Origin of the sequence: Actinomyces slackii, from assembly GCF_900637295.1 — a bacterium.
GTDB classification, from domain to species: Bacteria; Actinomycetota; Actinomycetes; order Actinomycetales; family Actinomycetaceae; genus Actinomyces; species Actinomyces slackii.
The window spans coordinates 2,087,280-2,113,798 of sequence record NZ_LR134363.1 but is presented as its reverse complement, the minus strand read 5'-3'; the positions used below and the strand labels follow the sequence as shown (position 1 = coordinate 2,113,798).

At 71.3% G+C, this 26,519-nt stretch carries 22 protein-coding genes and 1 tRNA gene; 4 read left to right on the top strand and 19 right to left on the bottom strand.

Annotated features, from left to right (window positions below; all coding sequences use genetic code 11):
• The first annotated feature begins 5 nt into the window (after positions 1-5).
• A tRNA-Leu gene (locus EL266_RS08825) sits at positions 6-79 on the top strand.
• 149 nt (positions 80-228) lie between these two features.
• On the opposite strand, the gene pyk is transcribed toward EL266_RS08825, so the two are convergent.
• From pyk to EL266_RS08730, 19 genes are all read right to left on the bottom strand, one after another.
• Entirely contained in the window at positions 229-1,659 is a 1,431-nt protein-coding gene (gene pyk, locus EL266_RS08820) for a pyruvate kinase (protein ID WP_026427774.1), read from the bottom strand.
• A gap of 129 nt (positions 1,660-1,788) precedes the next feature.
• Positions 1,789-3,249, bottom strand: coding sequence for a glutamate synthase subunit beta (locus EL266_RS08815; RefSeq protein WP_026427773.1), 1,461 nt, complete (start codon positions 3,247-3,249; stop codon positions 1,789-1,791).
• On the bottom strand, positions 3,242-7,810 hold the full coding sequence (gltB, locus tag EL266_RS08810) for a glutamate synthase large subunit (protein ID WP_026427772.1): 4,569 nt from the start codon (positions 7,808-7,810) through the stop codon (positions 3,242-3,244). Before gltB ends, EL266_RS08815 begins: the two co-directional genes overlap by 8 nt.
• 66 nt (positions 7,811-7,876) lie before the next feature.
• Positions 7,877-8,854 (bottom strand): prolipoprotein diacylglyceryl transferase, encoded by a 978-nt coding sequence (gene lgt, locus EL266_RS08805; protein ID WP_232012001.1) that lies wholly within the window; start codon positions 8,852-8,854, stop codon positions 7,877-7,879.
• A complete protein-coding gene (locus EL266_RS08800; protein ID WP_051281378.1) occupies positions 8,855-9,697 on the bottom strand; it encodes an indole-3-glycerol phosphate synthase TrpC in 843 nt (280 codons plus the stop codon).
• 93 nt (positions 9,698-9,790) lie between these two features.
• Positions 9,791-10,216 carry a phosphoribosyl-AMP cyclohydrolase gene (gene hisI / locus EL266_RS08795; protein WP_051281377.1) on the bottom strand — a complete coding sequence of 142 codons (426 nt, stop codon included), beginning with the start codon at positions 10,214-10,216 and terminating at the stop codon, positions 9,791-9,793.
• A gap of 63 nt (positions 10,217-10,279) precedes the next feature.
• Positions 10,280-10,771 carry a DUF4190 domain-containing protein gene (locus EL266_RS08790; protein ID WP_051281376.1) on the bottom strand — a complete coding sequence of 164 codons (492 nt, stop codon included), beginning with the start codon at positions 10,769-10,771 and terminating at the stop codon, positions 10,280-10,282.
• Between the two features lie 121 nt (positions 10,772-10,892).
• Positions 10,893-11,297 carry a DUF2752 domain-containing protein gene (locus EL266_RS08785; RefSeq protein WP_026427769.1) on the bottom strand — a complete coding sequence of 135 codons (405 nt, stop codon included), beginning with the start codon at positions 11,295-11,297 and terminating at the stop codon, positions 10,893-10,895.
• Between the two features lie 179 nt (positions 11,298-11,476).
• On the bottom strand, positions 11,477-11,944 hold the full coding sequence (locus EL266_RS08780; protein ID WP_232012000.1) for a DUF2752 domain-containing protein: 468 nt from the start codon (positions 11,942-11,944) through the stop codon (positions 11,477-11,479).
• Complete coding sequence (locus EL266_RS08775; protein ID WP_026427767.1) at positions 11,934-12,326, bottom strand: DUF4190 domain-containing protein; 393 nt, start codon at positions 12,324-12,326, stop codon at positions 11,934-11,936. The genes EL266_RS08780 and EL266_RS08775 overlap by 11 nt, the downstream gene beginning before the upstream one ends.
• A 136-nt stretch (positions 12,327-12,462) precedes the next feature.
• Positions 12,463-13,233, bottom strand: a complete 771-nt coding sequence (hisF, locus tag EL266_RS08770; RefSeq protein WP_026427766.1) for an imidazole glycerol phosphate synthase subunit HisF — start codon at positions 13,231-13,233, stop codon at positions 12,463-12,465.
• Between the two features lie 47 nt (positions 13,234-13,280).
• The gene (locus EL266_RS08765) at positions 13,281-15,491 is read right to left on the bottom strand and encodes a hypothetical protein (protein WP_126412277.1); all 2,211 of its coding nucleotides are present in this window, start codon (positions 15,489-15,491) and stop codon (positions 13,281-13,283) included.
• 27 nt (positions 15,492-15,518) lie between these two features.
• Positions 15,519-16,946 (bottom strand): Pup--protein ligase, encoded by a 1,428-nt coding sequence (pafA, locus tag EL266_RS08760; protein WP_026427765.1) that lies wholly within the window; start codon positions 16,944-16,946, stop codon positions 15,519-15,521.
• Entirely contained in the window at positions 16,943-17,137 is a 195-nt protein-coding gene (locus EL266_RS08755) for a ubiquitin-like protein Pup (RefSeq protein WP_026427764.1), read from the bottom strand. The genes pafA and EL266_RS08755 overlap by 4 nt, the downstream gene beginning before the upstream one ends.
• An 82-nt stretch (positions 17,138-17,219) precedes the next feature.
• Positions 17,220-18,989: a proteasome accessory factor PafA2 family protein gene (locus tag EL266_RS08750; protein ID WP_026427763.1), complete on the bottom strand. Its 1,770-nt coding sequence runs from the start codon at positions 18,987-18,989 to the stop codon at positions 17,220-17,222.
• Complete coding sequence (arc, locus tag EL266_RS08745) at positions 18,986-20,683, bottom strand: proteasome ATPase (RefSeq protein ID WP_051281374.1); 1,698 nt, start codon at positions 20,681-20,683, stop codon at positions 18,986-18,988. Before arc ends, EL266_RS08750 begins: the two co-directional genes overlap by 4 nt.
• Entirely contained in the window at positions 20,676-21,800 is a 1,125-nt protein-coding gene (locus EL266_RS08740) for a tRNA (adenine-N1)-methyltransferase (protein WP_084501038.1), read from the bottom strand. The genes arc and EL266_RS08740 overlap by 8 nt, the downstream gene beginning before the upstream one ends.
• Before the next feature lie 198 nt (positions 21,801-21,998).
• On the bottom strand, positions 21,999-23,225 hold the full coding sequence (locus EL266_RS08735; RefSeq protein WP_026427762.1) for a multidrug effflux MFS transporter: 1,227 nt from the start codon (positions 23,223-23,225) through the stop codon (positions 21,999-22,001).
• Between the two features lie 125 nt (positions 23,226-23,350).
• Positions 23,351-24,466, bottom strand: a complete 1,116-nt coding sequence (locus tag EL266_RS08730) for a site-2 protease family protein (RefSeq protein ID WP_034515382.1) — start codon at positions 24,464-24,466, stop codon at positions 23,351-23,353.
• Between the two features lie 200 nt (positions 24,467-24,666).
• Here EL266_RS08730 and EL266_RS08725 point away from each other — a divergent pair, with 200 nt between their 5' ends.
• From EL266_RS08725 to EL266_RS08715, 3 genes are read left to right on the top strand one after another with little or no spacing between them, the layout of a single operon-like run.
• The gene (locus EL266_RS08725; RefSeq protein WP_084501036.1) at positions 24,667-25,629 is read left to right on the top strand and encodes a RecB family exonuclease; all 963 of its coding nucleotides are present in this window, start codon (positions 24,667-24,669) and stop codon (positions 25,627-25,629) included.
• A gap of 22 nt (positions 25,630-25,651) precedes the next feature.
• Positions 25,652-25,924 carry a ribbon-helix-helix domain-containing protein gene (locus tag EL266_RS08720; protein WP_232011999.1) on the top strand — a complete coding sequence of 91 codons (273 nt, stop codon included), beginning with the start codon at positions 25,652-25,654 and terminating at the stop codon, positions 25,922-25,924.
• Positions 25,921-26,163 carry a hypothetical protein gene (locus tag EL266_RS08715; RefSeq protein ID WP_026427758.1) on the top strand — a complete coding sequence of 81 codons (243 nt, stop codon included), beginning with the start codon at positions 25,921-25,923 and terminating at the stop codon, positions 26,161-26,163. The genes EL266_RS08720 and EL266_RS08715 overlap by 4 nt, the downstream gene beginning before the upstream one ends.
• Positions 26,164-26,519 lie beyond the last annotated feature (356 nt).

The window sequence follows — 26,519 nt, the reverse complement described above, 5'->3', positions numbered from 1 at the left end:
GACGGGCCTCCGTAGCCCAATTGGCAGAGGCATCCGACTCAAAATCGGAGTGTTGTGGGTTCGAGTCCCACCGGAGGTACTCCCACCGGAGTTCCCGCGCTCAGCCCTGATCCGGCGCCCATGGGAGGCCGGCTCGCGGCATGCGGGAATGCTGGCCAGTGCGATGCGACTGCGGGGCGCGAGCATTGCTCGCGCCCCGCAGTCGCATTCCGCCCAGGCGGACGTGGCTCAGACCTTGTAGTCCACGGTCTCGCCCACGGTGTGAACGCGAATGGAGTTGGTGGAGCCGGGGGTGCCGGGGGGCATGCCGGCCACGATGATCACCGTGTCCCCGGCATGAGCCAGATGCTTGTCCTGGAGGATCTCATCGACCTGGGCCACCATGTCATCGGTGTGGCGCACCGCGGGGACCTTGTAGGTGTTGACGCCCCAGGACACGGAGAGCTGGTTGCGAGTGGAGTCCAGCGGGGTGAAGGCCAGCAGCGGGATCGGCGAGCGCAGGCGGGACAGGCGCCGGGCCGTGTCCCCGGACTGGGTGAAGGTGACCATGTAGGTCACGTCCAGCTGCTCGCCCATCTCGGCGGCGGCACGGGTCAGGGCCCCGCCACGGGTCTGGGGGTAGGAGCCGAGCGCGGCGATCCGCTCCCCGCCGTTCTCCTCGACATTCTCGATGATGCTGGCCATGGTGCGCACCGCCTCAATGGGGTAGGCGCCCACGGAGGTCTCCCCCGAGAGCATGACGGCGTCGGCGCCGTCCAGAATGGCGTTGGCGCAGTCGGAGGCCTCAGCGCGGGTGGGGCGGGGGTTCTGGATCATCGACTCCAGCACCTGGGTGGCCACGATGACCGGCTTGGCCTGGCGGCGGGCCAGCTCGATGGCGCGCTTCTGCACCAGCGGCACCGATTCCAGGGGCATCTCCACGCCCAGGTCACCACGGGCGACCATGATGCCATCGAAGGCGGAGACGATGTCGTAGAGGTTCTCCACCGCCTGGGGCTTCTCCACCTTGGCGATGACGGGGATGCGCACCCCGACCTCGTCCATGATCTCGTGGACATCGCGGATGTCATCGGCGTTGCGCACGAAGGACAGGGCGATGACATCGGCGCCGACCTCCAGCGCCCAGCGCAGGTCCTCGCGGTCCTTCTCCGAGAGCGCGGGCACCGAGACCGCCACGCCGGGCAGGTTGATGCCCTTGTTGTTGGACACATACCCCGGCACCTCGACCTTGGTCACCACATCGGTGTCCGTGACTGACACCACGCGCACCGCGACGTTGCCGTCGTCGATGAGGAGACGGTCCCCGGGGCGGCAGTCGCCGGGCAGGCCCTTGAAGGTGGTTGAGGAGCGCTTGACGGTGCCCAGCACCTCATCGGTGGTGATGGTGAACTCGTCGCCCTTGTTGAGCATGACCTTCTGGTCGTTGACGAACTTGCCCAGGCGGATCTTGGGCCCCTGGAGGTCCACCAGCACGGCCACCGAGCGGCCCGAGGCCTGCGCGGCCGCGCGCACGCGGCCGATGACCTCCTCGTGGTCCTCGACCCGTCCGTGAGAGCGGTTGATCCGCGCGACGTTCATGCCGGCGTCCACGAGCGCTTGCACCTGCTCGGGAGAATCAGTGGCCGGTCCCAGGGTGCAAACGATCTTGGCTCTACGCATGCGCCAATCCTAAACGACGGCCGGCCACTGCGAGCGGGGGACGGGCGAGTCACCGTGGTTGTCCCCCTCACGCGCCCCGCCCGCAGCGGCGGCGTGACGTGGTCCTCCCGTCGGCGCCGATCGCGGCTCTCAGGGCTGGAACTGAACCTGGTCGGGGGTGATGGGGCTGGGCAGCTCGGTCGAGCCGCGCAGGTAGCGGTCCACGCTGGCGGCCACGGACCGCCCCTCGGCGATCGCCCACACGATGAGGCTCTGCCCGCGTCCCGCGTCACCGGCGATGAACACCCCGGGAACCGAGGAGGCCCAGTCCTGGTCGCGCTCGATCCGCCCGCGCGGATCGATGCTCACGCCGAACTGCTCGACCAGGCCGGCCCCGGCCACGCCGGTGAAGCCCATGGCCAGCAGGACCATCTGGGCGTCGATGACGCGCTCGGTGCCCGCGACCGGCGTCGGGCGCCCGGCCTCCAGGCGGACCTCGGTGAGGCGCAGCCCTCCGACCCGGCCGTGCCCGTCGTCGAGCATCTCGACCGTGGAAGTGGCCCACAGGCGCTCACCGCCCTCCTCGTGGGCGCTGGCGACCTTGAACAGGCGCGGATAGGTGGGCCAGGGCTGGTCGGCCGGGCGCTGCTGCGGCGGGGCGGGCATGATCTCGATGGAGGTCACCGAGCGCGCGCCCTGGCGAATGGCCGTCCCCAGGCAGTCGGCGCCGGTGTCCCCGCCCCCGATGATGACGACGTCCTTGCCGTGGGCGCTGATGGGAGCGGGGCCGTGTCCGTGGACCTCCCGGGTGGCGGCGGTCAGGTAGTCCAGCGCCTGGTGGGTGCCCTCCAGGTCGCGTCCCGGCACGTTGAGGTCGCGGCGCAGGGGCGTGCCCACCGCGATGACCACGGCCTCATAGGATTCGCGCAGCTCCTCGCCGGTGATGTCGCGGCCCACGTCGACCCCGGTGTGGAAGCGGGTCCCCTCGGCCTCCATCTGCGTCAGGCGCCGGTCCAGAACGGATTTCTCCAGCTTGAACTCGGGGATGCCGTAGCGCAGCAGTCCGCCGGGCAGGTCGTCGCGCTCGAAGACGGCCACGGTGTGGCCCGCCCGGGTCAGCTGCTGCGCCGCGGCCAGCCCGGCCGGTCCTGAGCCGATGACGGCGACGGTGCGCCCGGTCAGGAAGGCCGGGATCTGAGGGGTGATGAGATCGCGGTCGAACCCGGCGTCGGCCAGGGAGTGCTCGATGCTCTTGATCGTCACCGCGGGCTGGTTGATGCCGAGTGTGCAGGCGTACTCGCACGGGGCGGGGCACAGCCGTCCGGTCAGCTCGGGGAAGTTGTTGGTGGCGTGGAGCCGCTCGAGCGCGCCGTCGAGGTCGTCCCTCCAGGTCAGATCGTTCCACTCGGGGATGAGGTTGCCCAGTGGGCAGCCGGAGTGGCAGAAGGGGATGCCGCAGTTCATGCACCGTGAGGCCTGCCGGCGCAGCATCGCCTCGTCCTGGGTGGAGCGGTCCTCCACCTCCTTGAAGTCCAGGATGCGCACGTCCACGGGTCGGTTCGCCGGGATCTGGCGCTCGGTCACGGTCAGGAAGCCTCGGGGGTCAGCCACGGGACACCTCCAGGATGCTCTGCCATACGGCGGGGTCGGACGGGGTCATGCCCTGGGACTGGGCCTGGGCGAGGATGCGCCTGACGGCCGCGTAGTGGCGCGGCAGGACGCGGGTGAAGCGGGAGGCCAGCTCGCCATCGGCCAGCAGCCGGGAGGCGACCGCGGATCCGGTGAGCTCGGCATGCGTGCGCATGATGGTCTGAAGCACGTCGAGATCGGCGGGCTCGGGCGGTCCCAGCTCAATGGCCCCCGAGGCGAGGGCCTCGGTGTTGACCAGGGCCGGGTCCAGGTCCAGGAGGTAGGCGGTTCCCCCCGACATCCCCGCGGCGACGTTGCGCCCCGTGGCGCCCAGGATGACCACGGTCCCCCCGGTCATGTACTCCAGGGCGTGGTCCCCGGCCCCCTCGGCCACCAGGGTGGCGCCGGAGTTGCGCACCCCGAAGCGCTCGCCGACCCGCCCGCGGATGAACAGCTCGCCGGCCGTGGCGCCGTAGCCGATGACGTTGCCGGCGATGACGTTGTCCTCGGCGACGAATCCGGCCTCGGGTCCGGGTGCCACGCTGATGCGCCCGCCGCACAGGGACTTGCCCACGTAGTCGTTGGCGTCGCCGGTCAGGTGGATGCTCACCCCCTGGGGCATGAAGGCCCCCAGGGACTGCCCGGCCGATCCGGTCAGCTTGATCTCGATGGTGTGCGGGTCGAGCCCGTGGTCGCCGTGGAGAGCGGCGATCTCGTGGCCGAGCATGGTGCCCACGGAGCGGTCGGTGTTGCTCACCGGGTGGGTGAGGGTCACATGCGCGCCCTGGCGCAGCGCCGGGGCGGCCTGCTTGATCAGGGTGCGGTCCAGGACGGCGTCGAGCCCGTGGTCCTGGGCGCGCACCTGGTGGAGCGCCGATCCGGGCTGGGGCTGGGCCATGGTCAGGGTGTCGGTCAGGTCGAGCCCCGAGGCCTTCCAGTGCTCGATCGCCCTGGCGGTGTCGAGCAGATCGGTGCGGCCCACGGCCTCCTCGATGCTGCGCAGGCCGAGGCTGGCCAGCAGCTCGCGCACCTCCTCGGCGATGTAGGTGAAGAAGGTGATGAGGAACTCGGGGCGCGCGTCGAAGCGCTCTCGCAGCACCGGGTTCTGCGTGGCCACCCCCACGGGGCAGGTGTCCAGGTGGCACTTGCGCATCATGATGCAGCCCGAGACGACCAGGGCGGTCGTGGCGAAGCCGAACTCCTCGGCCCCCAGCAGGGCTGCGATGACGACGTCGCGGCCGGTCTTGAGCTGACCGTCGCACTGCACGACGATCCGGTCGCGCAGGTCGTTGAGCACGAGGGTCTGCTGCGCCTCGGCCAGGCCGATCTCCCACGGGGCCCCGGCGTGCTTGATGCTGGTCAGGGGCGCCGCCCCGGTTCCGCCGTCGAATCCTGAGATGAGGACGACGTCGGCCTTGGCCTTGGCCACGCCGGCCGCCACGGTCCCCACACCGATCTCGGAGACCAGCTTGACGTGGATGCGGGCCCGCTCGTTGGCGTTCTTCAGATCGCTGATGAGCTGGGCGAGGTCCTCGATGGAGTAGATGTCGTGGTGCGGCGGCGGGGAGACGAGCCCGACGCCGGGGGTTGAGCGCCTGGCCTGCGCCACCCACGGGTAGACCTTGTGCGCCGGGAGCTGTCCGCCCTCACCGGGCTTGGCCCCCTGGGCCATCTTGATCTGGATGTCCTCGGCGAAGCTGAGGTACTCGGCGGTGACCCCGAATCGCCCCGAGGCGACCTGCTTGATCTTGGAGCACCGCTGCGGGTCCCGGAGGCGCTCGGGCATCTCCCCTCCCTCGCCGGTGTTCGACTTGCCGCCGAGCCGGTTCATGGCGATGGCCAGGGTCTCGTGGGCCTCCTTGCTGATGGATCCGTAGCTCATGGCGCCGGTGGCGAAGCGGGTGACGATGGAGTCCACCGGCTCGACCTCCTCCAGCGCGACGGGCTCGACGTCCTCGGTGCGCAGGCGCATGAGTCCGCGCAGGGTCATCAGGCGCGTCGAGGCGTCGTTGATCTCATCGGTGTACCGGCGGAAGACCTCGCGCTGCTCGGTGCGCGTGGCGTGCTGGAGCCTGGCGATGGTGGCGGGGTTGAACAGGTGCTCCTCGCCCTCCCTGCGCCACTGGTAGTCGCCGCCGGTGTCCAGGGTCCGGTGGGCGGGGGCGATGCCCGAGGGCGGGTAGGCGAGGCGGTGGCGCCGCAGGACCTCCTCGGCGATGACGTCCAGCCCCACTCCTCCCAGCGGTGAGGAGGTGCCGGTGAAGAACTCGTCGACGAGGCCCTGGCTGAGCCCGACCGCCTGGAAGACCTGGGCGCCCCGGTAGGAGGCGACCGTGGAGATCCCCATCTTGGACATGACCTTGAGGACTCCCTGGCCCAGGGCCCGGACCACGTTGTCGACCGCTCGCTGCGGATCGACGTCGATCTGCCCGGTGCGGGCCATCTCCTCGGCCGATTCCATGGCCAGGTAGGGGTTGACCGCGCCGGCGCCGTAGCCGATGAGCAGGGCCACGTGGTGGACCTCGCGCACGTCACCGGCCTCGACGACGATCCCCACCTTGGTGCGGGTGCGGCGGCGCAGCAGGTGGTGGTGGATGGCGCTGGTCAGCAGCAGTGAGGGGATGGGAGCCATCTCCGCGGTGGACTCGCGATCGGACAGGACGATGAAGGAGGTGCCCTCCTCGATCGCCTGGTCGACCTGCTCGCACAGCTCGGACAGGCGCTCGCGCAGGGAGGCCTGCCCGCCGCTGACTCGGAACAGCCCGGAGATCTTGGTGGCCCGCAGGCCCTTGCCCGCCCGTGCGCGCCCGATGTGGGTGATCTGGGCGAGCTGGTCGGAGCTGAGCACCGGGAAGGGGATGGCGAGCTTGTGCGCGTGCTCGGGGAGGTCCGCGAGCAGGTTGGGCTCCGGGCCGATTGCCGCGGCCAGGGAGGTGACCAGCTCCTCGCGGTAGGAGTCCAGGGGCGGGTTGGTGACCTGGGCGAAGAGCTGGCTGAAGTAGTCGAACAGGAGCCGCGGACGGGCGGACAGGACCGCGATGGGGGTGTCGGTCCCCATGGAGCCGATGGCCTCGGCGCCGGTGCGGGCCATGGGGGCCAGCAGCATGCTCAGGTCCTCGTGGGTGTACCCGAAGGTCTGCTGGCGGCGCAGGACGGAGGAGGCGGAGTGCCCGACGTGCTCCCGCGCGGGGAGGTCCTCCAGTCGCACCAGGTGCTCGTCGAGCCACTGCTGGTAGGGGGCGCCGTGGGCCAGGGCGGTCTTGACATCGACGTCGGGGACGATCCGGCCGCTGTCCAGGTCCACGAGGAACATGGTGCCCGGCTCAAGGCGGCCGCGGGCGCGGATATTGGACTCCTCGATGGGCAGGACGCCGGTCTCCGAGGCCAGCACGATGGTGCCGTCCTTGGTCTCGGTCCACCGTCCCGGTCGCAGTCCGTTGCGGTCCATGACCGCGCCGACCTGGGACCCGTCGGTGAAGACCATGGCGGCCGGGCCGTCCCAGGGCTCCATGATGGTCGAGCAGTACTCGTAGAAGGAGCGCAGCGCCGGGTCCATGGTGGCGTGCTTGTCCCAGGCCTCGGGGATGAGCATGGCCATGGCGTGGGGCATGGAGCGGCCTGCCAGGGTGAGCAGCTCGAAGACCTCATCGAAGGAGGCGGAGTCCGAGGATCCCGGGGTGCACACCGGCGTGAGCGGGGCCAGGTCCCCCAGGGCGGGGCACTCCATGGCCCCCTCGCGGGCGGCGATCCAGTTGCGGTTGCCGCGCACCGTGTTGATCTCGCCGTTGTGGGCGATCATCCTGAAGGGCTGGGCCAGGGGCCAGGAGGGGAAGGTGTTGGTCGAGAAGCGAGAGTGCACCAGCGCCACACGGGTGGCCAGGCGCTCGTCGGACAGGTCGGGGAAGAAGCCCGCGAGCTGCCCGGTGGTGAGCATGCCCTTGTAGACCAGGGTGCGCGTGGACAGGGAGGCCATGTAGACCCCGGCCTCGTGCTGTGCGCGCCTGCGCAGGCGGTAGGCCATGCGCTCCAGCGCCAGGCCGTGGGCCCGCCCGCCGCGGTCGGTGACGACCAGGTGCCGGAAGGTGGGCATGCAGCCGCGGGCGGTGGGGCCGATCATGGAGTCGTCGATCGGCAGGTCGCGCCAGGCCACGACCCGCAGGCCCTCGTCCCGGGCCAGGCGCTCCACGGCCGCCACCGCGGTGGAGCGCGCCTGAGGGCCGTCATGGGCCCCGGGCAGGAAGACCAGTCCGACGGCGTAGGAGCCCTCCGGGGGCAGCGCGGCGATCTGCGCCCGCAGGAAGGCGTCGGGCACGCCCATGAGGATGCCCGCCCCGTCACCGGAGTTCTCCTCCGCGCCGACCGCGCCCCGGTGGTCAAGGCGCTCCAGGACGTGCAGCGCGTCAGTGATGACCGAGTGCGCGGGCTTGCCGTCGAGGCGAGCGACGAATCCCATTCCGCAGGCGTCGTGCTCGTTGGAGGGATCGTAGAGGCCCTGCCGTGGGGGGATCGCGCCATGGGAGGGCTGGGCTGCCGGAGAGTGCATGCGGACCGTCCTCGAAGTGGGAAGTCGCGGTGGTCTCGCATCGGAGCCGGTCGCCCAGGTGCGGGACTACCGTGTCTCGTTCTGGGCGAGGCTCTCAGCACTGGGTTTCGGCGCTATTTCAGCATCCTCTCCTTGCGATTCTCGCGAAGGCGCGGCACTGTGATCGGAGTCGCGGTGCACGGCGTCACTGAGGGCGCGACGGGAGGAGATGATGAAACCGATCAGGCCCGCGGTGAAGACGATGACGGAGGTCCACACGTTCAGGCGCAGCCCCGCCACGATCTGGGCCTCGTCGACGCGCAGGTACTCGATCCAGACCCGGCCGGCTGTGTAGACCATGAGGTAGGCCCACAGCAGGCGCCCCCCGGTGACTCCCCCGTTGGCCAGGAGGCGTCGCCCCAGCCACACCAGGAAGGCGGCTCCGGCGAGGTTCCACAGCGCCTCGTAGAGGAAGGTGGGATGGAACAGGGTGCCGGGAGCGTAGCCGGCGGGGATGTGCTGGGCGTCGATCTCCAGGCCCCAGGGCAGAGTGGTCGGCCCGCCGAAGAGCTCCTGGTTGAACCAGTTGCCCAGGCGCCCGATGGCCTGGGCCACCAGGAGCGCGGGGGCGACGGCGTCGGCCAGGGGCGCGAATCTCAGGCCCCGGCGACGGATGTACCAGGCGGCCGCCCCCACGCCTGCGGCGATCCCGCCCCAGATGCCCAGGCCACCGTTCCAGATCTGAGGGATGAGGGCGGGATCCCCCTGGGGTCCGAAGTAGGCGTCGGGCGAGGACAGGACGTGGTAGATCCGCGCCCCCACGATGCCTGCGGGCACGGCGATGATCGCCACGTCCTGGATGATCTCCTTGTTCCCGCCCCTGCGCTCATAGCGGCGACCCGCCCACCACACGGCGACGAACACCCCGGTGAGGATGCACAGCGCGTAAGCGCGGATCGGGACGGGGCCCAGGTACCACACGCCCGTCGAGGGGCTGGGCAGGGATGCGGGCGGCAGCGCGGTCGGCAGCGCGGTCGGCAGTGTGGTCGGCAGTGTGACGAGCACTCAGCGGGCCTCTCGATTGGCGACGTGGAGAAGGGAGGGATGCGCGCCGGCGGCGACGAGCTCGGCGACGAACTGCTGGGGGTCTGTGGAGCGGAGGATCGCCTCGCCGGCCAGGACGACGTCGGCGCCGCTGCGAGCCAGGTCCATGACGTCGTGGGGCCCGAGCACTCCCCCGGCGACAATCCGCGTGATGCCTGCGGGCAGGACCTCGGCGACCTGGTCGAAGCGACTTCGATCCACTTGGCGGGTCTGCGGGTCGCGAGTGTCGACGGCGATCATGCGCCCGCCGGTCTCGATGGCGGTCAGGGCCTCGCGCCGGGTGCGCACCTGAACGACGGCGCTCATGCCCAGGGAGTGCACGCGCTCGATGAGCCCCTCGAGGATGAGGGGCTCCAGGCGCGCGTCGAGCATGAGCAGATCGGCGCCGTGGGCGCGGGCCTCATGGACCTGGTACGGGGTGACGACGAGATCATGGGCGAGGACCGGCACGTCGATAGCCTCGCGGACGGCATCCAGGTCCTCCAAGGAGCCGTCGCAGCGATGAGGGTCGGTGACCACGGAGACGCATGCCGCCCCGCCGGCGGCATAGAAGCGGGCGAGCATTCCCGGGGCGCCCGCGCCGCTGAGATCGGCGAAGGTCGCGGCGGAGCGCTTGACCTCGGCGATGACGCTGACGGCGCGATCGGGCGCGCACAGCGCGGTGCGCGCGTCCCTGGCCCCCGGTGCTCGGCGGGCCATCTCCTTGAGGCGCCGCATGGGAACGCGCCGGGCCCGCGACTCGGCAGCAGCCCGCGCGTCGGCGGCGATCCGCGCGAACCGCTCGGGCTCCTGGGCTGCGGCCATCCTGCGCCTCCTCCTAACAGGCCTGCCACAACAGATGCGCCGTGGCGTCATCAGGCACAATCGTGGTCCTCAACGCCCCGGCAGGCAAATCTGTCATTCGTGCGCCCCTGCCCCGGGCGAGGCCTGTGGGCGGCTGCCGACGACCGCGCCCAGGTCCCCTCCCTGGAGGAAGCAGGTGCGCTGACCGGTGTGGCAGGCGGCGCCCACCTGGTCGACCTCGATGAGCAGGGCGTCCCCGTCGCAGTCCAGGCTGACGGACTTGACGTACTGGGCATGCCCGGAGGTGTCGCCCTTGCGCCAGTACTCGCCTCGGGATCGGGACCAGAAGACGACGCGCCCCTGGCGCAGGGTTCGGGCCAGGGCGGTGTCGTCCATCCAGCCGACCATGAGCACCTCCCGGGTGTCGTACTGCTGGACGACGGCGCAGACCAGGCCCGCCCCGTCCCGCTTGAGGCGCGAGGCGATCTCCGCCGGCAGCGCGTGCGGGTGCGGCTCAGGTGGCGCGGATGGGGAGGTCATGGCTCGAATTGTCCCACAGCCGCAGCGCGGCACCGCCCGGCTCCGTGGGACTCGCACCGCCGCTTACAACGAGAGCATCGTGCTTGAGTAGTCCGCCGTCTCCGAGATGTTGTAGACCACGGCGCCCACGAAGGCGATGTAGGCGACGAATACGATGACGGCCAGCGCGAGCGTCACCGCTGAGATGATGAGGCCGGCCATGGCGATGCCCTTGTTGTCGGCCTTGCCGTCGCGCACGGCCATCATCGCGATGATCCCGAAGATCAGGCCGACCGGCTGAACGCCGCACAGGGCGAGGATCAGGGAGACGATCCCGGCCCAGTTCATCTCATCGGGACGCCGATATCCCGGAGGGTAGGCCCCGGGAGGCGGATAGGCGTAGCCCCCGGGGTAGGACTGGGCCGGGTAGGGCGCGGGACCGCCGGAGGGCTGACCGCCGGGCGCGCCGCTCCACGGCGAGGGGTCGGCCTGCTGGGCCGGGGCGGGGCCCTCCCCGTAAGCGGCCGAGGCGGCGTAGGGGCGATCGGAGTCGTCGACGCGGTCGGAGGATGTCATGCACAGGAGTGTCCCACCGATCGGCTCCCGGGCACATGGGTCCGGGAGCACTGGATGAGGTGACCGATGGACCCCAACGAACGCAGCCGGGCGCAGGCGCGCCGTCGTGCCCGAGGGCGGCTCACCCGGGCGGCCCCAGCAGGGGGCCCAGATGGATCCACATCCCCGGCAGGTTCCTCACGATGAGGAACAGCACTGCGGCAAGGGCGTAACCGGTCATCTCTGCGCCCGACATCAGGGCGCCGTCGCGGCCGGCTCGCCTGCGGACGACCCAGCGCAGCACGAGGAGCACCGCGACAAGCTCGGTGGCCACGGCGAAGGGGTTGTAGGCCATGGCCGCCTCAAGATCTCCGCGGATCAGGGCGGCCGTGGCCCGGGTTCCCCCGCACAGCGGGCACCACAGGCCCGTTGTGCGATGCAGGATGCACAGGTCGGGAACAGCGGAGAACCGCTGAGGCAGGAGAACACCGCCCAGGATGAGCACCGCACCGGGAATCGCGGCAAGCCCCGCGATCCTGTACGGCAACGCACGAGATCGCGTGTGCCGCGACTCCCGGTTGGCAGATGCGGATAGTGACTCGACCATGAGACTCGACCCTGGGGGTGTCATGCCTGTCATCCCTTGTACCTCGACGTACCGCGACCACTCGCGTGGGCCGCCCATCGTGCGCGACCGGCCCACGCCCCGCACCCGGTGGCGAGCGTTCAGCCGGGCGGTCCCAGCAGCGGGCCCATATGCAGCCACATTCCGGGCAGGTTCCTGATCACGAAGAACAGTCCGGCGGCAACGAGATACCCGGTGATCTCGGATGTGGAAAGGAATGCGGCGCTTCGATGACGCAGGCGCCGCAGCATCCAGCGCAGCATGACCACGACGGCCACAACCTCAGTTGCCAGGGCGAAGGGGTTGTAGGCCGATGCCGTGCTGAGATCACCGCGGATGAGCGCGGTGGTGGCACGAGTGCCTCCGCAGAATGGGCACCACAGCCCCGTGGTCTGATGCATCACGCATAAGTCCAACTCCCCGGTGATCGGCGTGCCCGCGAGTGTGCTGCCGATGATCACCGCTCCGGGAAGGAGGGTCGCCGCCAGAAGCGCGCGGCCGCGCCACGTCTGGGGGCCCCAGGTATCGAGATCCAGGGCCCGCCGCCGCATCGCCGGCTCAACTGCCAAGGTTCGTGAACGCTCCAGTGGAGATCTGGTAGATGGTGCCGATCACGCTGAGCACCGTGAAGATGATTCCGATGATGAAGGCGGCCTGCGCCACGCCGCCGTTCGTCGCACGGCCCTGCTCGGCGGCCTGCTTGCCCATGTACCCCATGACGGCACCGGCGATCGCCGTGGGAAGGCAGCAGAATCCGAAGATCGCCAGGCCCAGCGCCCAGGCGTTGAAGGCGTTCTTCTCCGTGGGGTTGGGGGCGCCGAAACCGCCGTAGGGGGCGCCGAAACCGCCGGGGCCGGGCTGGCCCGGGTAGGGCTGGGGGCCTCCACCGGGGTAGGGCTGCTGCTGGTTGTTGGGGTCGTAGGGGTTGGGCTGGCCGGGGAACTCACTCATGCCGCACTCCTCAATGGGTGATGGGGGAAGCGCTCCGGGCAAGGCTTGCAGCCGCATCAGCAGGAGCGCCTCGACACATGCTGATGCCGTGAACCGTACCGAGATCGCGATTCGGGCGCAAACCTGCGGCGAGCCTCTACCGCACCGGGTGCCCGGCCTGGCGCAGGGCCTCCTTGGCCTGGCCCACGGTCATGGTCCCGTAGTGGAAGACGGAGGCGGCCAGCACGGCGTCGGCCCCATGATCGGCGGCGATGGCGAAGTCCTCCGGACGGCCCGCGCCCCCCGAGGCGATGAGGGGCACGCTCACGGCCGCGCGCACGTCGTCGATCATCTCGGTGTCGAAGCCCTTGGTGACACCGTCGGCATCCATGGAGTTCAGGAGGATCTCCCCCACGCCGAGCTCAGCGGCGCGCACCGACCAGGCCACGGCATCGATGCCGGTTGAGCGGCGCCCGCCGTGGGTGGTGACCTCGTAGCCGGAGTCCGTGCTCACGCCCTGGGGGCAGCGCCGCGCATCGACCGACAGCACCAGCACCTGGTTGCCGAAGCGCTCGGCGACCTCGCTGATCAGCTCGGGGCGGGTGATGGCGGCGGTGTTGATGCCGACCTTGTCCGCACCGGCGCGCAGGAGGGCGTCGACATCCTCAGCGCTGCGCACCCCACCGCCCACGGTCAGGGGCACGAACACCTGCTCGGCCGTGCGGGCCACCACCTCGATCATGGTCGAGCGCCCCTCGGCCGAGGCCGAGACATCCAGGAAGGTGATCTCGTCCGCCCCCTGGCCGTCGTAGCGCGATGCCAACTCCACCGGGTCACCGGCATCGCGCAGGCCCTGGAAGTTGACCCCCTTGACCACTCGCCCGTCCTTGACGTCCAGGCAGGGGATGACGCGGATGGCAACGCTCATGCTCATTCCTTCTCGATGAGTCTGACGGGGCTTGAGAGCCTGCCGGCTCAGGACTCCTTGCGGGCGGGGGTTGCGGCGCCGGTGGCGCCGGCTGGTGTTGGGGTCGCGGGAGCAGGCGCGCCGGCGGAGGCATCGGCTGCAGGGCTCGGCTCGGCAGGCGCTTCGGAGGACACCTGGCCGCGCTCGATGATGCCCAGGATATCGATGACCACGGCCTCGGCGTCCTCGCCCCGCGCCTGTTCGGCGGGCAGGGCCAGGACGACGCGCGATCCGACCGGCACATCGACAAGCAACTGGGAGATGCCCGCCAGCGTGTTGGTCATGTCGATGGGACGGGGCAGCACCGCAGTGCCATAACTGGACGTGCCCATCGCCTTGCCATCGGACCAGCGGACAATGGAGTGGCGGGCGATGATGACATCCTTCTGGCCGATCTGGCGGCCCTCGCCCTGGATAAGTGTGGCGATGGTGGCGCGCTCGGGAACCGGCAGGTCCTTGACGCTCAGGGAGGCCGTGCCGTCCTTGGCGAAGCTGACCTGGGGCATGCCCTCGGTCGCGGGGCGCTCCTCCCCCACCGCGGTGGTGGGCAGGATGTCGATGACGGTGATCTCGGTGGTCGCGGTGGAGCTCTCCTCGTGCGCGGAGCGCAGCACGATGCGCGAGCCCTCCTTCTGATCCTTGACAGCGGCGTCGATCTCCTGGCCCAGCTCCGGGTTGAGGGTGGCCACCTTCAGGGAGACGCCGGAATCCGTGCCAGTGGTGTTGCGGCCATCGATCCCCGAGAAGGTGGAGACCGACAGCAGGACGGGGTCGCCCTCGGCCACCGTGCGCCCGCTGCCCTCGGTGAGCAGATCGGTGCGCACCTCGCTGGTAGCCGTGAGCCTGCCCTTGAGGGAGACCACGGGAACGCCGCCCGGATCGCCTGCCACCTCCATGATGGAGCTCAGCTCACCGTCCCCGGGCAGCACCGTGGACTCGGCCTGGGCGCTGGCCTGCGCCCCCTCGCCGCGCAGTCCCAGGTTGTTGACCGCCAGTGGGACCAGCACGATCACCAGGACGACGACGCCTGCCAGTGCCACGGCCAGCAGCCCCTTGGGCCGGCGTCCCAGGGCGGCGCCCACGGCGCGCTGCGTGCCGGTGACGGCCACGGGCTCGCCCGCCGTGGCGGAGTCCTGGCGAGCATCCTGCTCAACCTGGGCGGCCCGCTCCTCGGCGCTGCGCCGGGTGCGCTGGCGCTGCCCCGAGCCCTTGCCGCCGGGCCGGTCTGATACCCGGCCCTCGGGCGCACTGAGCGACGGTGCCGAGGCGGAGGGAAGACTCGCTCGCAGCGCGGCACCGAAGCTCGACGGCTCGACGGCGCCGGGCGCCTCATCGGAGGCATCTGGTATCTCGGTCATCTCGCGGGCTGGCGACGCCGGCTCAGCGGGGACCGTGCCCGCCAGTCCCTGCGGCACGCCCCTGGGCGAGGCCTGGTGCGCGGTGGGCTCCTGGCCCACCGCGGGCACGCTGACGGTGGGCTGCTCCGCCGCCTCGCCCGGGGCCAGCGCTCCGGGTACCGGCATGGAGGGCCTGGCGGCAGGCCACGCCGGCGCTGGTCCCGCCGGGGTTGGGGGCATGCGACGCATGCCGCCGGCAGGCGTGGGGATGCTGGTCTGGGCTGGTCCGGGTCGAGCGGAGCCGGCCGCAGCGGCCGGATCGAGTGTCGGGCTCGCCGTCGGATCCACCGCCGGACCCGCGGCGGGCCGCCAGGCAGGCCGGGCTGGACCCGCGGGACGCTCCACCGATGGGTCCTGCGCCGAGCGGGCCTGGGGCGTGGAGTCGGGGATGCCGGGCATGCGTGAGACCCGACGACCGGCCCCAGCGCGCGTGCCCGCCGGGCTGGCCGAGGTCTGCGGCATGGCGCCGCCGGGCTTCGGCCGCCCAGTGGCGGTCTGGGCGGGTGCGGGGCCCGTCCCCCTCGTGGCCGGGCCCGCGCCCTGGGTCGGGCCAACGGCGCGCAATCCCCCACTGGGTGTGGGCATGGCCCACTCCGCCGCACCGGGCCCGCCCTGGCGGGTCTGCCGAGCACCGGCCGATGCTGCCCCACCGGCCTGGGAGGCCGAGGCAGCTCCGGGCCCCGCGGCTCCGGCCTCCGGCGCGGCCTGGACGGGGACCTGGCCGGTCTGCCTGAGGAACTCCTCGTGAGCGCGCTCGCGCTCGCGCCGCTGACGGCGTGTCAGCGGCGCGCCGTCCCCAGAGGGGGTGCTCGGTGTGCTCATCGGGTGAGTCTCCTCGTCATGGGCGGGTCAGACCCCGGTGGGGAGCCCGCGGGGGCCGGACTCCATCGCCTCCAGCAGAGCGTCGACGCGCTCGTCCCTGGTGGTGAAGGGATCCTTGAGACTGATGGTAGAGGAGGTACCGTCGTCAAGCCTAAGACTGACCCAGTCCACGCTCAGGTCGCGGCGCAGATCCTCGGCCCTGCCCACCGCCGTGCCCCGCAGATGGGCGCGAGTGGTGGCCGGGGGCTGCGAGACGGCCTGGCGGCAGGCCTCCTCATCGACCCAGCGGCGCAGCAGGCCGGCCTGCTCCAGGCGGGGCCGCAGGCCGTCATTCGCGCCGATGTCGTGATAGGCCAGTGCCAGGCGGGCCATGCGCGGATCGTCGAGAGTCACGCCGCTGCGGGCGGCGTACCGGGCCAGGAGCTGGTGCTTGACAGCCCAGTCCAGCTCCGTGGCCACCAGCGCCGGGTTGGCCGCGCGCACGGCCTCCAGGCCCCGATCCCACAGGTCGAGCACGGAGTGCTGAGAGTCACTGAGGTCCAGCTCTCGTCGGGCATGCTCGCTGACGCGCTCGAGGTGCTCGGCCTGCAGATCCACGGGGGTGATGGTCCCCCCATCGGCGCGCTCCAGGGTGACGGTGCCGCTCAGGTCCAGGCAGGTGTCGCGGATGGCGCGCATGGGCTCGGCCAGGGCCAGGTCATCCAGGCTCCCGCCGGACTCGAGGTAGTCCAGCAGCAGGTCCATGGCCCCGGCTCTCAGCAGCGTCGAGCCCTGGGCCATGGTGGAGTCCCCGGCGATGACATGCAGCCTGCGGTAGTGCTCGGCATCGGCATGAGGCTCGTCGCGGGTGTTGATCAGGGGCCTGGCGCGCGTGGTGGCCGCTGAGACCGGGTCCTGCATCTGGCCGGCCCGCTGAGAGAAGCAGTAGCGCACTCGTCCCCGCGGATCGGCGGTGATATGCCCCGCGCCGGTCAGGATCTGGCGGGTGACCAGATGGGGCACCAGGGCCTGGGCGTCCTGGAAGAATCCGGCAGAGCGCCTGATCAGGTAGTTCTCGTGGCTGCCGAAGCCGTTGCCCTGGGCGTCCAGGTTGTTCTTGAGCAGGTGGATGCGCCCGGGCACGCCGGCCTCGGCCAGGCGAGCATTGGCCCGCTCCGCCAGGTCGGTCATCATGAGGTCTCCGGCCCGATCCTGGGCGATGAGATCCTCCAGGCGGTCGCATTCGGCGGTGGCGTACTCGGGATGCGCTCCCACATCCAGGTAGAGCCGCCCCCCGCCACGGGTGAAGATGTTGGAGGAGCGATGGCGCTGGAGCAGGGGCTCGAAGAGCTCGCGGGCGGCCTGCTCGGCGTCCAGTGGCGGTGCGTCCCCGGTTGAGGAGGCGCAGGTGATGCCGTACTCGGTCTCAATGCCCACGATGCGACGCGCCGTGGGGCGTGAGCCGCTCGCGCTCATTGGCCGCCCTTCTGGACGAAGCCCTGGACGAAGGCCGCCGCATTGGTCTCGATCACGGCATCGATCTCGTCGAGGATCGCGTCAACACCGGCGACCTGAGCCTGGCCCGCGCCCCCGAGGGCACCGGGGCCGGTGTCCTGCGGGCCGGCATCCTGGGGGTGGGCGAAGCCCTGTCCCGCTGTCTGCGCCATGTGCCTGTCCTTTCTGGCCTGCCTGGTTGTTGTGCCGGCGCCGAGCCGGGGACAGGTCCCCATTGCGCAACGCGGGTTGGCCTCAGTCTCCCCCAGGACGGGTCGCGCGGCCAATCTCCTGGTTCATGGCGGCTGTCTCATCGGCGGTGACAGCAACACTGTCAGGCAGGGCCAGGCGCATCAGATCGGGGCGACCTGGCAGATCCAGGACCACCGAGGTCCACGAGGCGCCCACGACAGCGGCATGCTGGGCGATGGCGGCCCCTCGAATGGCGGCGCGCGTGCCCGACGGCGGTGAGTCGGCAGCAGCCTCCACCTCCTGTGGCGTGACGAGGCGGCGGATGCGGCCGGCCGCATCGAGGGCGTGGATCACCGAGCGGCCCGGGCGCAGATCGGCCCACTGGATGTCCAGTGCTGCCAGACGAGGATCGGCCCAGGACGAGCCCGTGCGGGCGCGAAGGCCCTGGCACAGCTCCAGCTTGGCCACCCACTCGACGAGGGCGGGCGCCGCCCCGGTGCCGTCGGCCGCCCACTGCTCCAGGGCATCCAGGGTCTCCAGCCACAGGTCGAGGGCCTCCATGACCTCCCCGGACGCGGTGACACCACCGTTGAGCGGCTCGTGGTCCTGGGCCTGCTCCTCGGCAATGGCCTGGCGCACGGCATAGAGGAAGGCCCGCTGGATGTCCAGGGCGCTGCGAGGACCTGACACGGTGGCCAGCTCGTGGCGCAGGGAGGTGTCATGTGACAGCGCCCACTGCTCGGCGACGGCGTCCCCGCTGAGCTCCAGGCGCGCCAGAGGGCCCAGGCCCTCGCCGCGGGAGTGGAGGCGCTCCAGGCACCACAGGACCAGGCTGGTGGAGGCGACCTTGAGGTAGATGGGGACGTCGAAGCGGTTGGCGTCCCCGTTGATGACATGGAGGCGCCGCCATCGCCGGGCATCGGCATGGGGCTCGTCGCGGGTATTGATGATGGGGCGGTTGAAGGTGGTCTGAAGGCCGATGGGGGACTCGACGTAGTCGGCGCGCTGGCTGATCTGGAAGCCGGGGGTCTGGCTGCGCTGGCCGATGCCCACGCGCCCGGCCCCGGCGATGATCGGCCGGGTGACCAGGAAGGGCGTGAGGACCCGGGCGATGTCCTCGAGCGGCAGGTCGCGCTGGAGCAGGTAGTTCTCGTGGGAGCCGTAGGCCGCGCCCTTGCCGTCCACATTGTTCTTGTACAGGACGATCTCCCCGCCGGGGCCGCCCGCCCTCGCGTGGGCCTCCATGGCGCGCCGGGCGATGACCTCACCGGCGCGGTCCCAGATGAGGGCGTCGCGGGGGGTGAGGACCTCGGGCGAGGAGTACTCGGGGTGGGCGTGATCCACGTAGAGACGGGCCCCGTTGGTCAGGACGGCGCCCGCGGCCCGTGGGAGGGCGGCCTCGGCGACGCTGGGGCGGGGCCGCATCCCCCATGGTGGCCGCGCCTGGTCGGGCCCCGACCCGACCGACCCCGCCGATCCGCCGGGGGCGATCCGGGCGCCCGGATCGACTCCTGTGGAGTCGGTCAGGCCGGGGTCGGCGTCGGGCGAGGGGGCCGGGAGCCAGGGGTTGTCGGTGAGCTGACTGGGGTGGGCCGCGGCCCTGGCCAGGCGCCCACCGCGAAGGTCGGCCAGGGGGTCCTCCCCCTCATAGTCCCAGTGCGCCGGCGGGGCAGGGTCCCCAAGGGCGTCGGTCAGGCCCTGGCGGGAGATGTCGGCGTAGGCGCCCACGATCTGCGTGGACATCTCCACGGCGTTGGCCCCCGGCTCACCGGGGCGCAGGACGCCGAACTCGGTCTCCAGGCCCACCGGCCGGCGGATCGGGCCCGCCCTCATGGCGCGTCCTGCCGATCGGCTCCACCGGCGGCCAGGCGGCGCACGCTGCGCACGGCCGCGCCTCGGCCGCCCAGCAGCCGGGTCCAGCCCTCCGGCGTCGTCGCCCCGGTGATCTCCTCGCTGCGGCGGGCCTGAAGCGCCACCGCCTCCAGGACGCGCGCCGTGCTCAGGCCCCCCGGCTCCCCGGCCAGCTCGGCCTTGATGGAGGCGGTCTTGGCCCGGGCGACGACAGCGGCCAGCATGGCCCCGCTGACCAGATCCCCCAGGTGGAGGGTGTGTCGAGTGGCGTCGGCGTAGACCACCTCCAGAACAGCGGTGGCGGGGCTGCGCTCATAGAGCGCCGCCACGGCGGCACGGCGCATGGCCGCGGCAGTGGCCTCGCGGTCCCCGCCATGGGCGGCCAGCTCCTCGGGCGCCAGGGGGAGCTCCGCGGTCAGGTGCTTGGACAGGATCTCCTGGGCTCCAACGGCGTCGGGGCGCTCGATGCGGATCGTCACATCCAGGCGACCGGGGCGCAGGACGGCCGGGTCGATCATGTCCTCCCGGTTGGAGGCCCCGATGATGACGACATTGCGCAGGTCCTCCACCCCGTCGATCTCCGCCAGGACCTGGGGGACGATCATGGTCTCCACATCGCTGGAGACTCCCGATCCGCGGGTGCGGAACAGGGCCTCCATCTCATCGAAGAACACGACGACGGGGCGGTCCTCGGCAGCGACCTTGCGGGCCTGGTCGAAGATGGCTCGGATCTGGCGCTCGGTCTCGCCGACGAACTTGCTGAGCAGCTCGGGGCCCTTGATGTTGAGGAAGGCGGCCTGGCGCCCGCTGGTGCCCGAGGCCAGGGAGGTGGCCACCGCCTTGGCGATGAGAGTCTTGCCGCAGCCCGGAGGGCCGTAGAGGAGCAGGCCCTTGGGGGCGCGCAGGCCGTAGGAGCGGTAGAGGCCGGGATGGGTGAAGGGCAGCTCCAGGGCGTCGCGGATCTCCTCGATCTGGGGCCCCAGCCCGCCGATGTCGTCCCAGGAGACGTCCGGGGTCTCGGAGACCACGAGCTGCTCGACGCTCGTGCGCTCGATCAGGGCGGTGGCCACATCGGCCCGCAGGTCGGCGGCCAGGGTGTCGCCCGGCTGGAGGTCGGCGGGGTCCAGGTGCCCGGCCAGGGTCAGGATGCGGGCCGAGCCCGAGCCGGTGGTGGCCAGGACGCGGGTGGCGTCCAGGGTCTCCTCCAGGGTGACGGCCTCCCCGGTCTCAGGAGGCGGGAGGGTGCCGACGATGAGCATCTGGTCGTTGACTGCCACGAGTCGCCCCACCGTCAGGTCCTCGTCGGGCACGCCGGGGTGGACGCCCAGGCGCATGGGGCGGCCGGCCAGACTCACCCCCGCCTCGCGAGGGCGCTCGGCTCGGGAGGGCTCGGCGGTGTCCCCGGAGGCCCCGGCACCCGCGGGGGCGCTGATGAGCAGGCCGAGGGTGGCCGGGGGGAGGGTCGCGGCGTCGAGCTGGGAGCCGAGCTCGGCGATGCGCTCGCGCGCCGCGGTCAGGGCCGCCACAAGGCGCTCGTTCTTGGCGCCCAGGCTCACCGCCTCGGCGCGGGCCTCGCGCAGCTGGTGGGCGGCGAAGTCGCGGTCGGGCAGGCCCAGGAGCTGCGGCTCGCGCTCCCCCTGGCCACCCTGGAGGCTGGTCTGGCCGGTGTCAGTCATGATGGGACTCGCTCTGCCGTGGCGCCGCGCCCGCGGGGAGCACGGGGGTGGCGTCCTCGGGCTGCTTGGCGCGACAGTCGCGCAGGACGCGGCGGACCTTCTTATCGGTGCTCGTGCGCTCCTTGACGTCCTCGGGCAGCCAGTACCCGCCCTCGTCATAGGCCCCCCGGGCGGGCGGGCGCTTGCGGGTCAGGGGCGCCGAGCCTGCGGCCAGGCGCCGGGCCGAGAGCAGGAAGCCGGTGTGGGCCACCATGCGGTGGTCGGGGCGCACCGCCAGACCGTCGACGTTCCACGTCCGCACCATGGACTCCCAGGACTCCGGCTCGGTGAACAGGCCGCAGTGGCGCAGGGCCTCCACAGTGCGCGAGAGCTGGGTGACGGTGGCGACATAGGCCAGGAAGACCCCGCCGGGCGCCAGGGCGCGCGCGGCGGCCTCGATGTTCTCCCAGGGGGCCAGCATGTCCAGGACCACGCGGTCGATGCTGGCGGGCTCCACATGGGCGGCGACGACCTCGGCGAAGTCCCCGGCGCGCAGCTCCCAGGCGGGGTGGTGCCCGCCGAACCACGAGTCCACATTGGAGGCCGCGATCCGGGCGAAGTCCTCCCGGCGCTCAATGGACAGCAGGTGGCCGGACTCACCGATGGCGGAGAGCAGGTTCATGGTCAGGGCTCCCGAGCCCACGCCCGCCTCCAGGACTCTGGCCCCCGGGAAGATGTCCCCCAGGGCGATGATCTGACCGGAGTCCTTGGCGTAGACCACCTGGGCGCCGCGGGGCATGGACAGGACGTAATCGGCCAGCAGGGGGCGCAGGAGCAGCAGCTCGTGACCGGACTCGGTGGTGATGACGCTGCCCTCCTGGAGTCCCACGACGTCTCGGTGGTGGAAGGAGCCGCGCACGGACTGGAAGTAGCCGCGCTCATCGAGGACGAAGGTGTTCTTGCGGCCCTTGGAGTCGGTGACCTGGATGCGCTCACCATAGCGGAAGGGCCCGCGCCGGCCTGCCTGGCCCAGAATCTCCTGGCTCAGCGTGCGCGGCGCGGGCTGGTCGCCGGGTTCGCTGGACTCACCGGACTTGTCGTGGATCTCGTCAGGGCTGGCGCTTGGTGTCATGGTCATCGGGAGAAGTGTATGCGCGCCCGTAGTTGTCCACCGTGAACAGCTTTGCCGGCGCTCGCTCGCAAGTATCGTCAAGTAACTGTGCTCTGACCTGCGTACTCACAATCGGGGCGCATGCTGCCGATCGTTAAAAGTGTTCACCGTGGACACCGCGAGCACTGCGGAGCACCATGGACGCCTCGACCACCCGGGTCCGCCTCAGGCGGCGGGCAGGCGGCGGCTGTGCCCGGCCCTCCCGGCCAGGGTGTAGGCGCACCACGCCCCGGTGATGCCCATGAGCATGACCACCACCATGGGGATGGCGCTGTCCCCGCCCCCGGAGCTGGCCAGTGGCGCGGAGATGCCCATGGCGATGGCCTGGGCGACGCCGAGCATGGCGCTGGCCGCCCCGGCCACATGCCGCACCTCTCCCAGGGCGAGGGCACTGGCGTTGCCGAAGACGAATCCCTGCGCCGCCATGGTCACCACGAATCCCAGGCACAGCGGGATGAGCGCCACGCCCAGGGCGAGCACGCTCACGGTGACCACGGTGATGCCCAGCGCGGACATGCTCAGTCCCACCGCGATGAGCCGTCGGGGCCGGTAGCGGCCCACGAGCCTGGAGTTGAGGATGGCCATGAGCATGTTGGAGCCGGCGGTGCAGGCGAAGAACACGGAGTACTGCATGGGGGTCAGGCCCTTCATCTCCTGCAGGACGAAGGAGGAGGCCGAGACGTAGGCGAACATGGCGAAGCCGGAGCATGAGGAGGTCAGCAGGTAGCCCATGAAGCGCCTGTGCGCGACCAGCTCGGCGAAGCCCGTGGCGAATCGGCGCAGGCCCCCGCTGGCGCGCTCGTCAGGGGGCAGGGTCTCGGGGATGAGGAGGGCGGCCATGGCCATCATGAACACCCCGAACCCGGCCAGGCTCCAGAAGATGGCCCGCCAATCGGCCACCGACAGGACTGCCCCGCCGGCGACGGGCGCGATCATGGGAGCCAGGCCGACCACTGCCATGAGCACGGACATGATCCGGGCCAGCCGATCACCGTGGGCCACGTCCACCAGGACGGCACGCCCCACCACGGAGGCCACTCCCCCGCCCAGGCCTTGGAGGAGCCGGCCGGCGATGAGGAGGGAGATGCCCGGGGCCAAGGCGCAGATGATGGAGCCGATGGTGCACACGAGCCCGCCGGTGATCATGGGCAGGCGCCGTCCCCACTGGTCGGAGGCGGTGCCGCCGAGCACCTGGCCCACCCCCATGCCGATGAAGAAGGCGGTCAGCGTGAATCCCACGGCGGCGGCGCTGGCGCCCAGCTCGTTGGCGACCTGGGGGAAGGCCGGGGAGTACATGTCCGTGGCGAAGGGCGGCACGGCGCTCTGGACAGCCAGGGCGAGGATGAGGCTCACGGTGATCGCGGCCTCGGGCGCGGGGCGCGAGGGGGTCATGGAGGTCTTTCAGTGCGGACGGGCGGACCGGTTGATTCGGGTGAACACGGTACTACCGACCGGTCGGCGCAGCCCGCAGGGCGCTGCACGGCGCGATGGCAGAAGCGTCGGGGCCCGCCCGCGGCTCAGCGCGCGCCGGTGGGCACGGCGCCGGTGGCGCGGCCGTCCTCCACGAGGATGAGCCAGCGGGAGACGGATCGTGCCCTGCTCATGGCCTCGGCGGCCGCGGGGCCGGTCAGCTCGGTGGTGATGGCGGCGGCGGGCAGGACGGTGCAGACCTGCCCGGCGGTGGCGCCTGCGTGACCGGGCGCCTCTGCCAGGCCTGCCTCGCGCAGTCCGGTCCGGTCGATGCTGCCCAGGAGCTGGTCGGCGTCGGTCACCAGGACCAGGCCGTCGCCGGCCAGGAGGTCGCGCACCTGGCTGATGGGGGTCTCGGCGGGCAGGATGGCCAGAGGGCGGGCGAGCTGGCGCAGGTCGAGGCGCTGGGCGGCGCGCGAGCCGCCTCCCAGGCCCAGGATCCTCCAGCTGGTCGAGCCGATGGACCAGGAGATCATGGCCACGATGATGAGGTTGAAGGTGTTGGGCTGCCTGCCATCGAGGATGAGGGGCCCGATCACCCACCACCACAGGATCCCGGCGACGACGGCCAGGCCTCCCCAGGCGGCGGTCGTGAGCCCGAGGCGATGGTTGCCGGTGAGCTGGGCGATGGCGGCGGACAGGGCGTGCCCGCCGTCCAGGGGCAGTCCGGGCAGGGCGTTGAAGATGGCCAGGGCGAGGTTGACCCAGCTCAGGGCCCAGATGGCGAAGGCGGCGGGCAGCGGGATGGAGGATGATTCGATGAGGGCGCGACCGGCGGCCCACAGGGCCAGGTTGGTGGCGGGCCCCGACAGGGAGACGGCGGCGTCCTTCCAGGGGGTCCAGGTGGCCGGGGCGCGGCCGAAGGTGGTCAGGCCGCCCCACAGGTAGAGCTCGTAGCGGTTGGGCCGACGGCCCAGAAGTGTGCCGGTCAGGCCGTGGGCGAGCTCGTGAAGGAGGATGGAGACTCCCACCCCGGCAACGGTGGCGACGACGACGCCCAGGACCGTGGTCAGGCCAAGGCCGCTCAGGGCGCTGGAGACCAGCGGGTACCAGCTGGCCGCGATGAGCAGGCCGAGCAGCAGGGAGGTGGGGGCGACGACGACGGGCGCACCGCCGATTCTGCCCAGCACCCATTCGCCGGCGCGGGGGGCTGCAGGTGACATGGCCCCGAGACTACCGGGGGAAGGGGCGGGCTCAGACGGAGGGTCCTGAACCGGAGTCTTATCGTGAGTCTCGTCGCGCCTCGAGGCCTGCCTGCTCGTCGGGCACCACAGGCAGAGCCCTCAGCGCGCATCACCGCCCATCTGTGGACGGGGCGAGCCACGCCGCCCTTGCGCCTCGGCCCGGCGGTAGCGTCGTGCCCATGAGCCAGTCGCCCATCTCCTCCAACGTGGACGCCCCTCTCCCCTCGCTCGAGGCACTCCCCCACGACTCCCCCGATTCGTCACAGGCGCAGCAGACCGCTCAGGGGGCTGGCTCCGGCTCTCGTCCGGGCTCCGGGCGCAGGGCGGCGCTCTCGCCGTCGCGGGCCAAGGACTTCATGCAGTGCCCCCTCATGTTCCGCCTGCGCACCGTGGACCGCCTCCCAGAGCCGGGCTCCCTGGCCACCCACAAGGGCACTGTGGTCCACAGCGTCCTGGAGCGCCTCTACGATCTGCCCGCCCCTGAGCGCACCCAGGACGCCGCCCTGGGCCTCCTGCCCGGCCAGTGGCAGGCCCACCGGGAGAAGAACCCCGGGGTCATGGAGCTCTTCGAGGCCCCAGAGCAGGTGGAGACCTGGTTGGGTGAGGCGCGCGCCCTCATCGGCTCCTACTTCGCCCTGGAGAATCCCGAGCGCCTGGAGCCGGCCGAGCGCGAGCTCTTTGTTCAGACCGAGACCGCCGACGGGCTCTTGCTGCGCGGATTCGTCGACCGCCTCGATATCGCCCCCAACGGCGCCATGCGCGTGGTGGACTACAAGACCGGCCGCAGCCCCCACCCGCGCTACATGCAGGACGCCCTGTTCCAGATGCGCTTCTACGGCCTGGTGCTCTGGCGCCTGCGCGGCCGCCCCCCGGCCCGACTCCAGCTCCTCTACCTCAAGGACGGGCGCACCCTGACCCACGACCCCCACACTCTGGAGCTGGAGTCCGTGGAGACCAAGGTCTCCCGCATCTGGGACGAGGTGGAGGACTGCGCCCGATACGGGGACTTCCGCCCCCAGCGCTCCCGCCTGTGCGACTGGTGCGCCTTCCAGGCCCAGTGCCCGCTCTTCGGCGGGGACACGCCGCCCCCGCCGGAGGACGGCCTGGCCCAGCTCCTGACGGCCCGCCGCCCGGCGGGGTGAGAGTTGCCGGACAGCCCCAAGAATGATCGCCATCAATGAATTTTCGTTATACGATAATGGCATGGTGTCCGAAGAGCAGATCGCGCAATGGGTGGCTGAGGCAGAGGCCGGCTATGACGTCGAGGAGTTGAAGAAGCGTGGGAGAGGGCGCCCAGGACGTGGGGCCCAGCCCATGCAGGTGATCGCCGTGCGGTTGACAGCCGAGGAGATCGCCGCCCTGGACGCAGCGGCCGACCGCCAGCACATCTCGCGCTCTGAGGCAATCCGCCAAGCGCTGAGTGCCTTCGCTGCATGAAAGTCCACCACAGCGCTCTCAAGCACGGAATCGATGCGGAGGACGCGACCCATGCCGCCTACTGGTCACAGTGGATCGAGCCGTTGGAAGACGAGGAGTGGCCGCACAGGGAGTTGCGCCTCGGGTTCGACACACAGGCACGACTCCTGGAAACAGTCGTCCTCATCTTTGAAGGCGGGGATGAACTGATCATTCATGCGATGCCCGCGCGCAGGCAGTTCTGGGACCTGCTTCCCTGAGCACTCCGACGACTGCCTGGCCCAGCTCCTGACGGCCCGCCGTCGGCCAGGGTGAGGGTCTCGGCACAAGAGACGGTCTTGCCCTAACTTGCCCCGAGGGGCGGATGCGCATAGGGTCCCGGTGCCGCGCAGGCCCTGCGCGTCGCAGCACTGTCACCGACTCGGAAGCGACCCTCATGAGCGCCCACCAGGCACGCACCATCCGCACCGCTCAGCGCGGCGGCATGTGTTGTATGCGCTGCCTGGTCCGGATGCCCTGAGGCGGGTGACAGGCACACCGCCCTCTCCGGTCGCCCGCACCACGGCGGTGCCCGGCTGACCACCTCCGACCAGGCCTCCACACATCATCCGGAGGA

Coding starts and splice junctions, on each gene's coding strand:
- pyk (WP_026427774.1), bottom strand. CDS start 1,659: ATGCGTAGAGCCAAGATCGTTTGCACCCTGGGACCGGCCACTGATTCT.
- gltB (WP_026427772.1), bottom strand. CDS start 7,810: ATGCACTCTCCGGCAGCCCAGCCCTCCCATGGCGCGATCCCCCCACGG.
- EL266_RS08800 (WP_051281378.1), bottom strand. CDS start 9,697: ATGGCCGCAGCCCAGGAGCCCGAGCGGTTCGCGCGGATCGCCGCCGAC.
- hisI (WP_051281377.1), bottom strand. CDS start 10,216: ATGACCTCCCCATCCGCGCCACCTGAGCCGCACCCGCACGCGCTGCCG.
- EL266_RS08790 (WP_051281376.1), bottom strand. CDS start 10,771: ATGACATCCTCCGACCGCGTCGACGACTCCGATCGCCCCTACGCCGCC.
- EL266_RS08775 (WP_026427767.1), bottom strand. CDS start 12,326: ATGAGTGAGTTCCCCGGCCAGCCCAACCCCTACGACCCCAACAACCAG.
- hisF (WP_026427766.1), bottom strand. CDS start 13,233: ATGAGCGTTGCCATCCGCGTCATCCCCTGCCTGGACGTCAAGGACGGG.
- EL266_RS08765 (WP_126412277.1), bottom strand. CDS start 15,491: ATGAGCACACCGAGCACCCCCTCTGGGGACGGCGCGCCGCTGACACGC.
- pafA (WP_026427765.1), bottom strand. CDS start 16,946: ATGAGCGCGAGCGGCTCACGCCCCACGGCGCGTCGCATCGTGGGCATT.
- EL266_RS08755 (WP_026427764.1), bottom strand. CDS start 17,137: ATGGCGCAGACAGCGGGACAGGGCTTCGCCCACCCCCAGGATGCCGGC.
- EL266_RS08750 (WP_026427763.1), bottom strand. CDS start 18,989: ATGAGGGCGGGCCCGATCCGCCGGCCGGTGGGCCTGGAGACCGAGTTC.
- arc (WP_051281374.1), bottom strand. CDS start 20,683: ATGACTGACACCGGCCAGACCAGCCTCCAGGGTGGCCAGGGGGAGCGC.
- EL266_RS08740 (WP_084501038.1), bottom strand. CDS start 21,800: ATGACCATGACACCAAGCGCCAGCCCTGACGAGATCCACGACAAGTCC.
- EL266_RS08735 (WP_026427762.1), bottom strand. CDS start 23,225: ATGACCCCCTCGCGCCCCGCGCCCGAGGCCGCGATCACCGTGAGCCTC.
- EL266_RS08730 (WP_034515382.1), bottom strand. CDS start 24,466: ATGTCACCTGCAGCCCCCCGCGCCGGCGAATGGGTGCTGGGCAGAATC.
- EL266_RS08725 (WP_084501036.1), top strand. CDS start 24,667: ATGAGCCAGTCGCCCATCTCCTCCAACGTGGACGCCCCTCTCCCCTCG.
- EL266_RS08720 (WP_232011999.1), top strand. CDS start 25,652: ATGATCGCCATCAATGAATTTTCGTTATACGATAATGGCATGGTGTCC.
- EL266_RS08715 (WP_026427758.1), top strand. CDS start 25,921: ATGAAAGTCCACCACAGCGCTCTCAAGCACGGAATCGATGCGGAGGAC.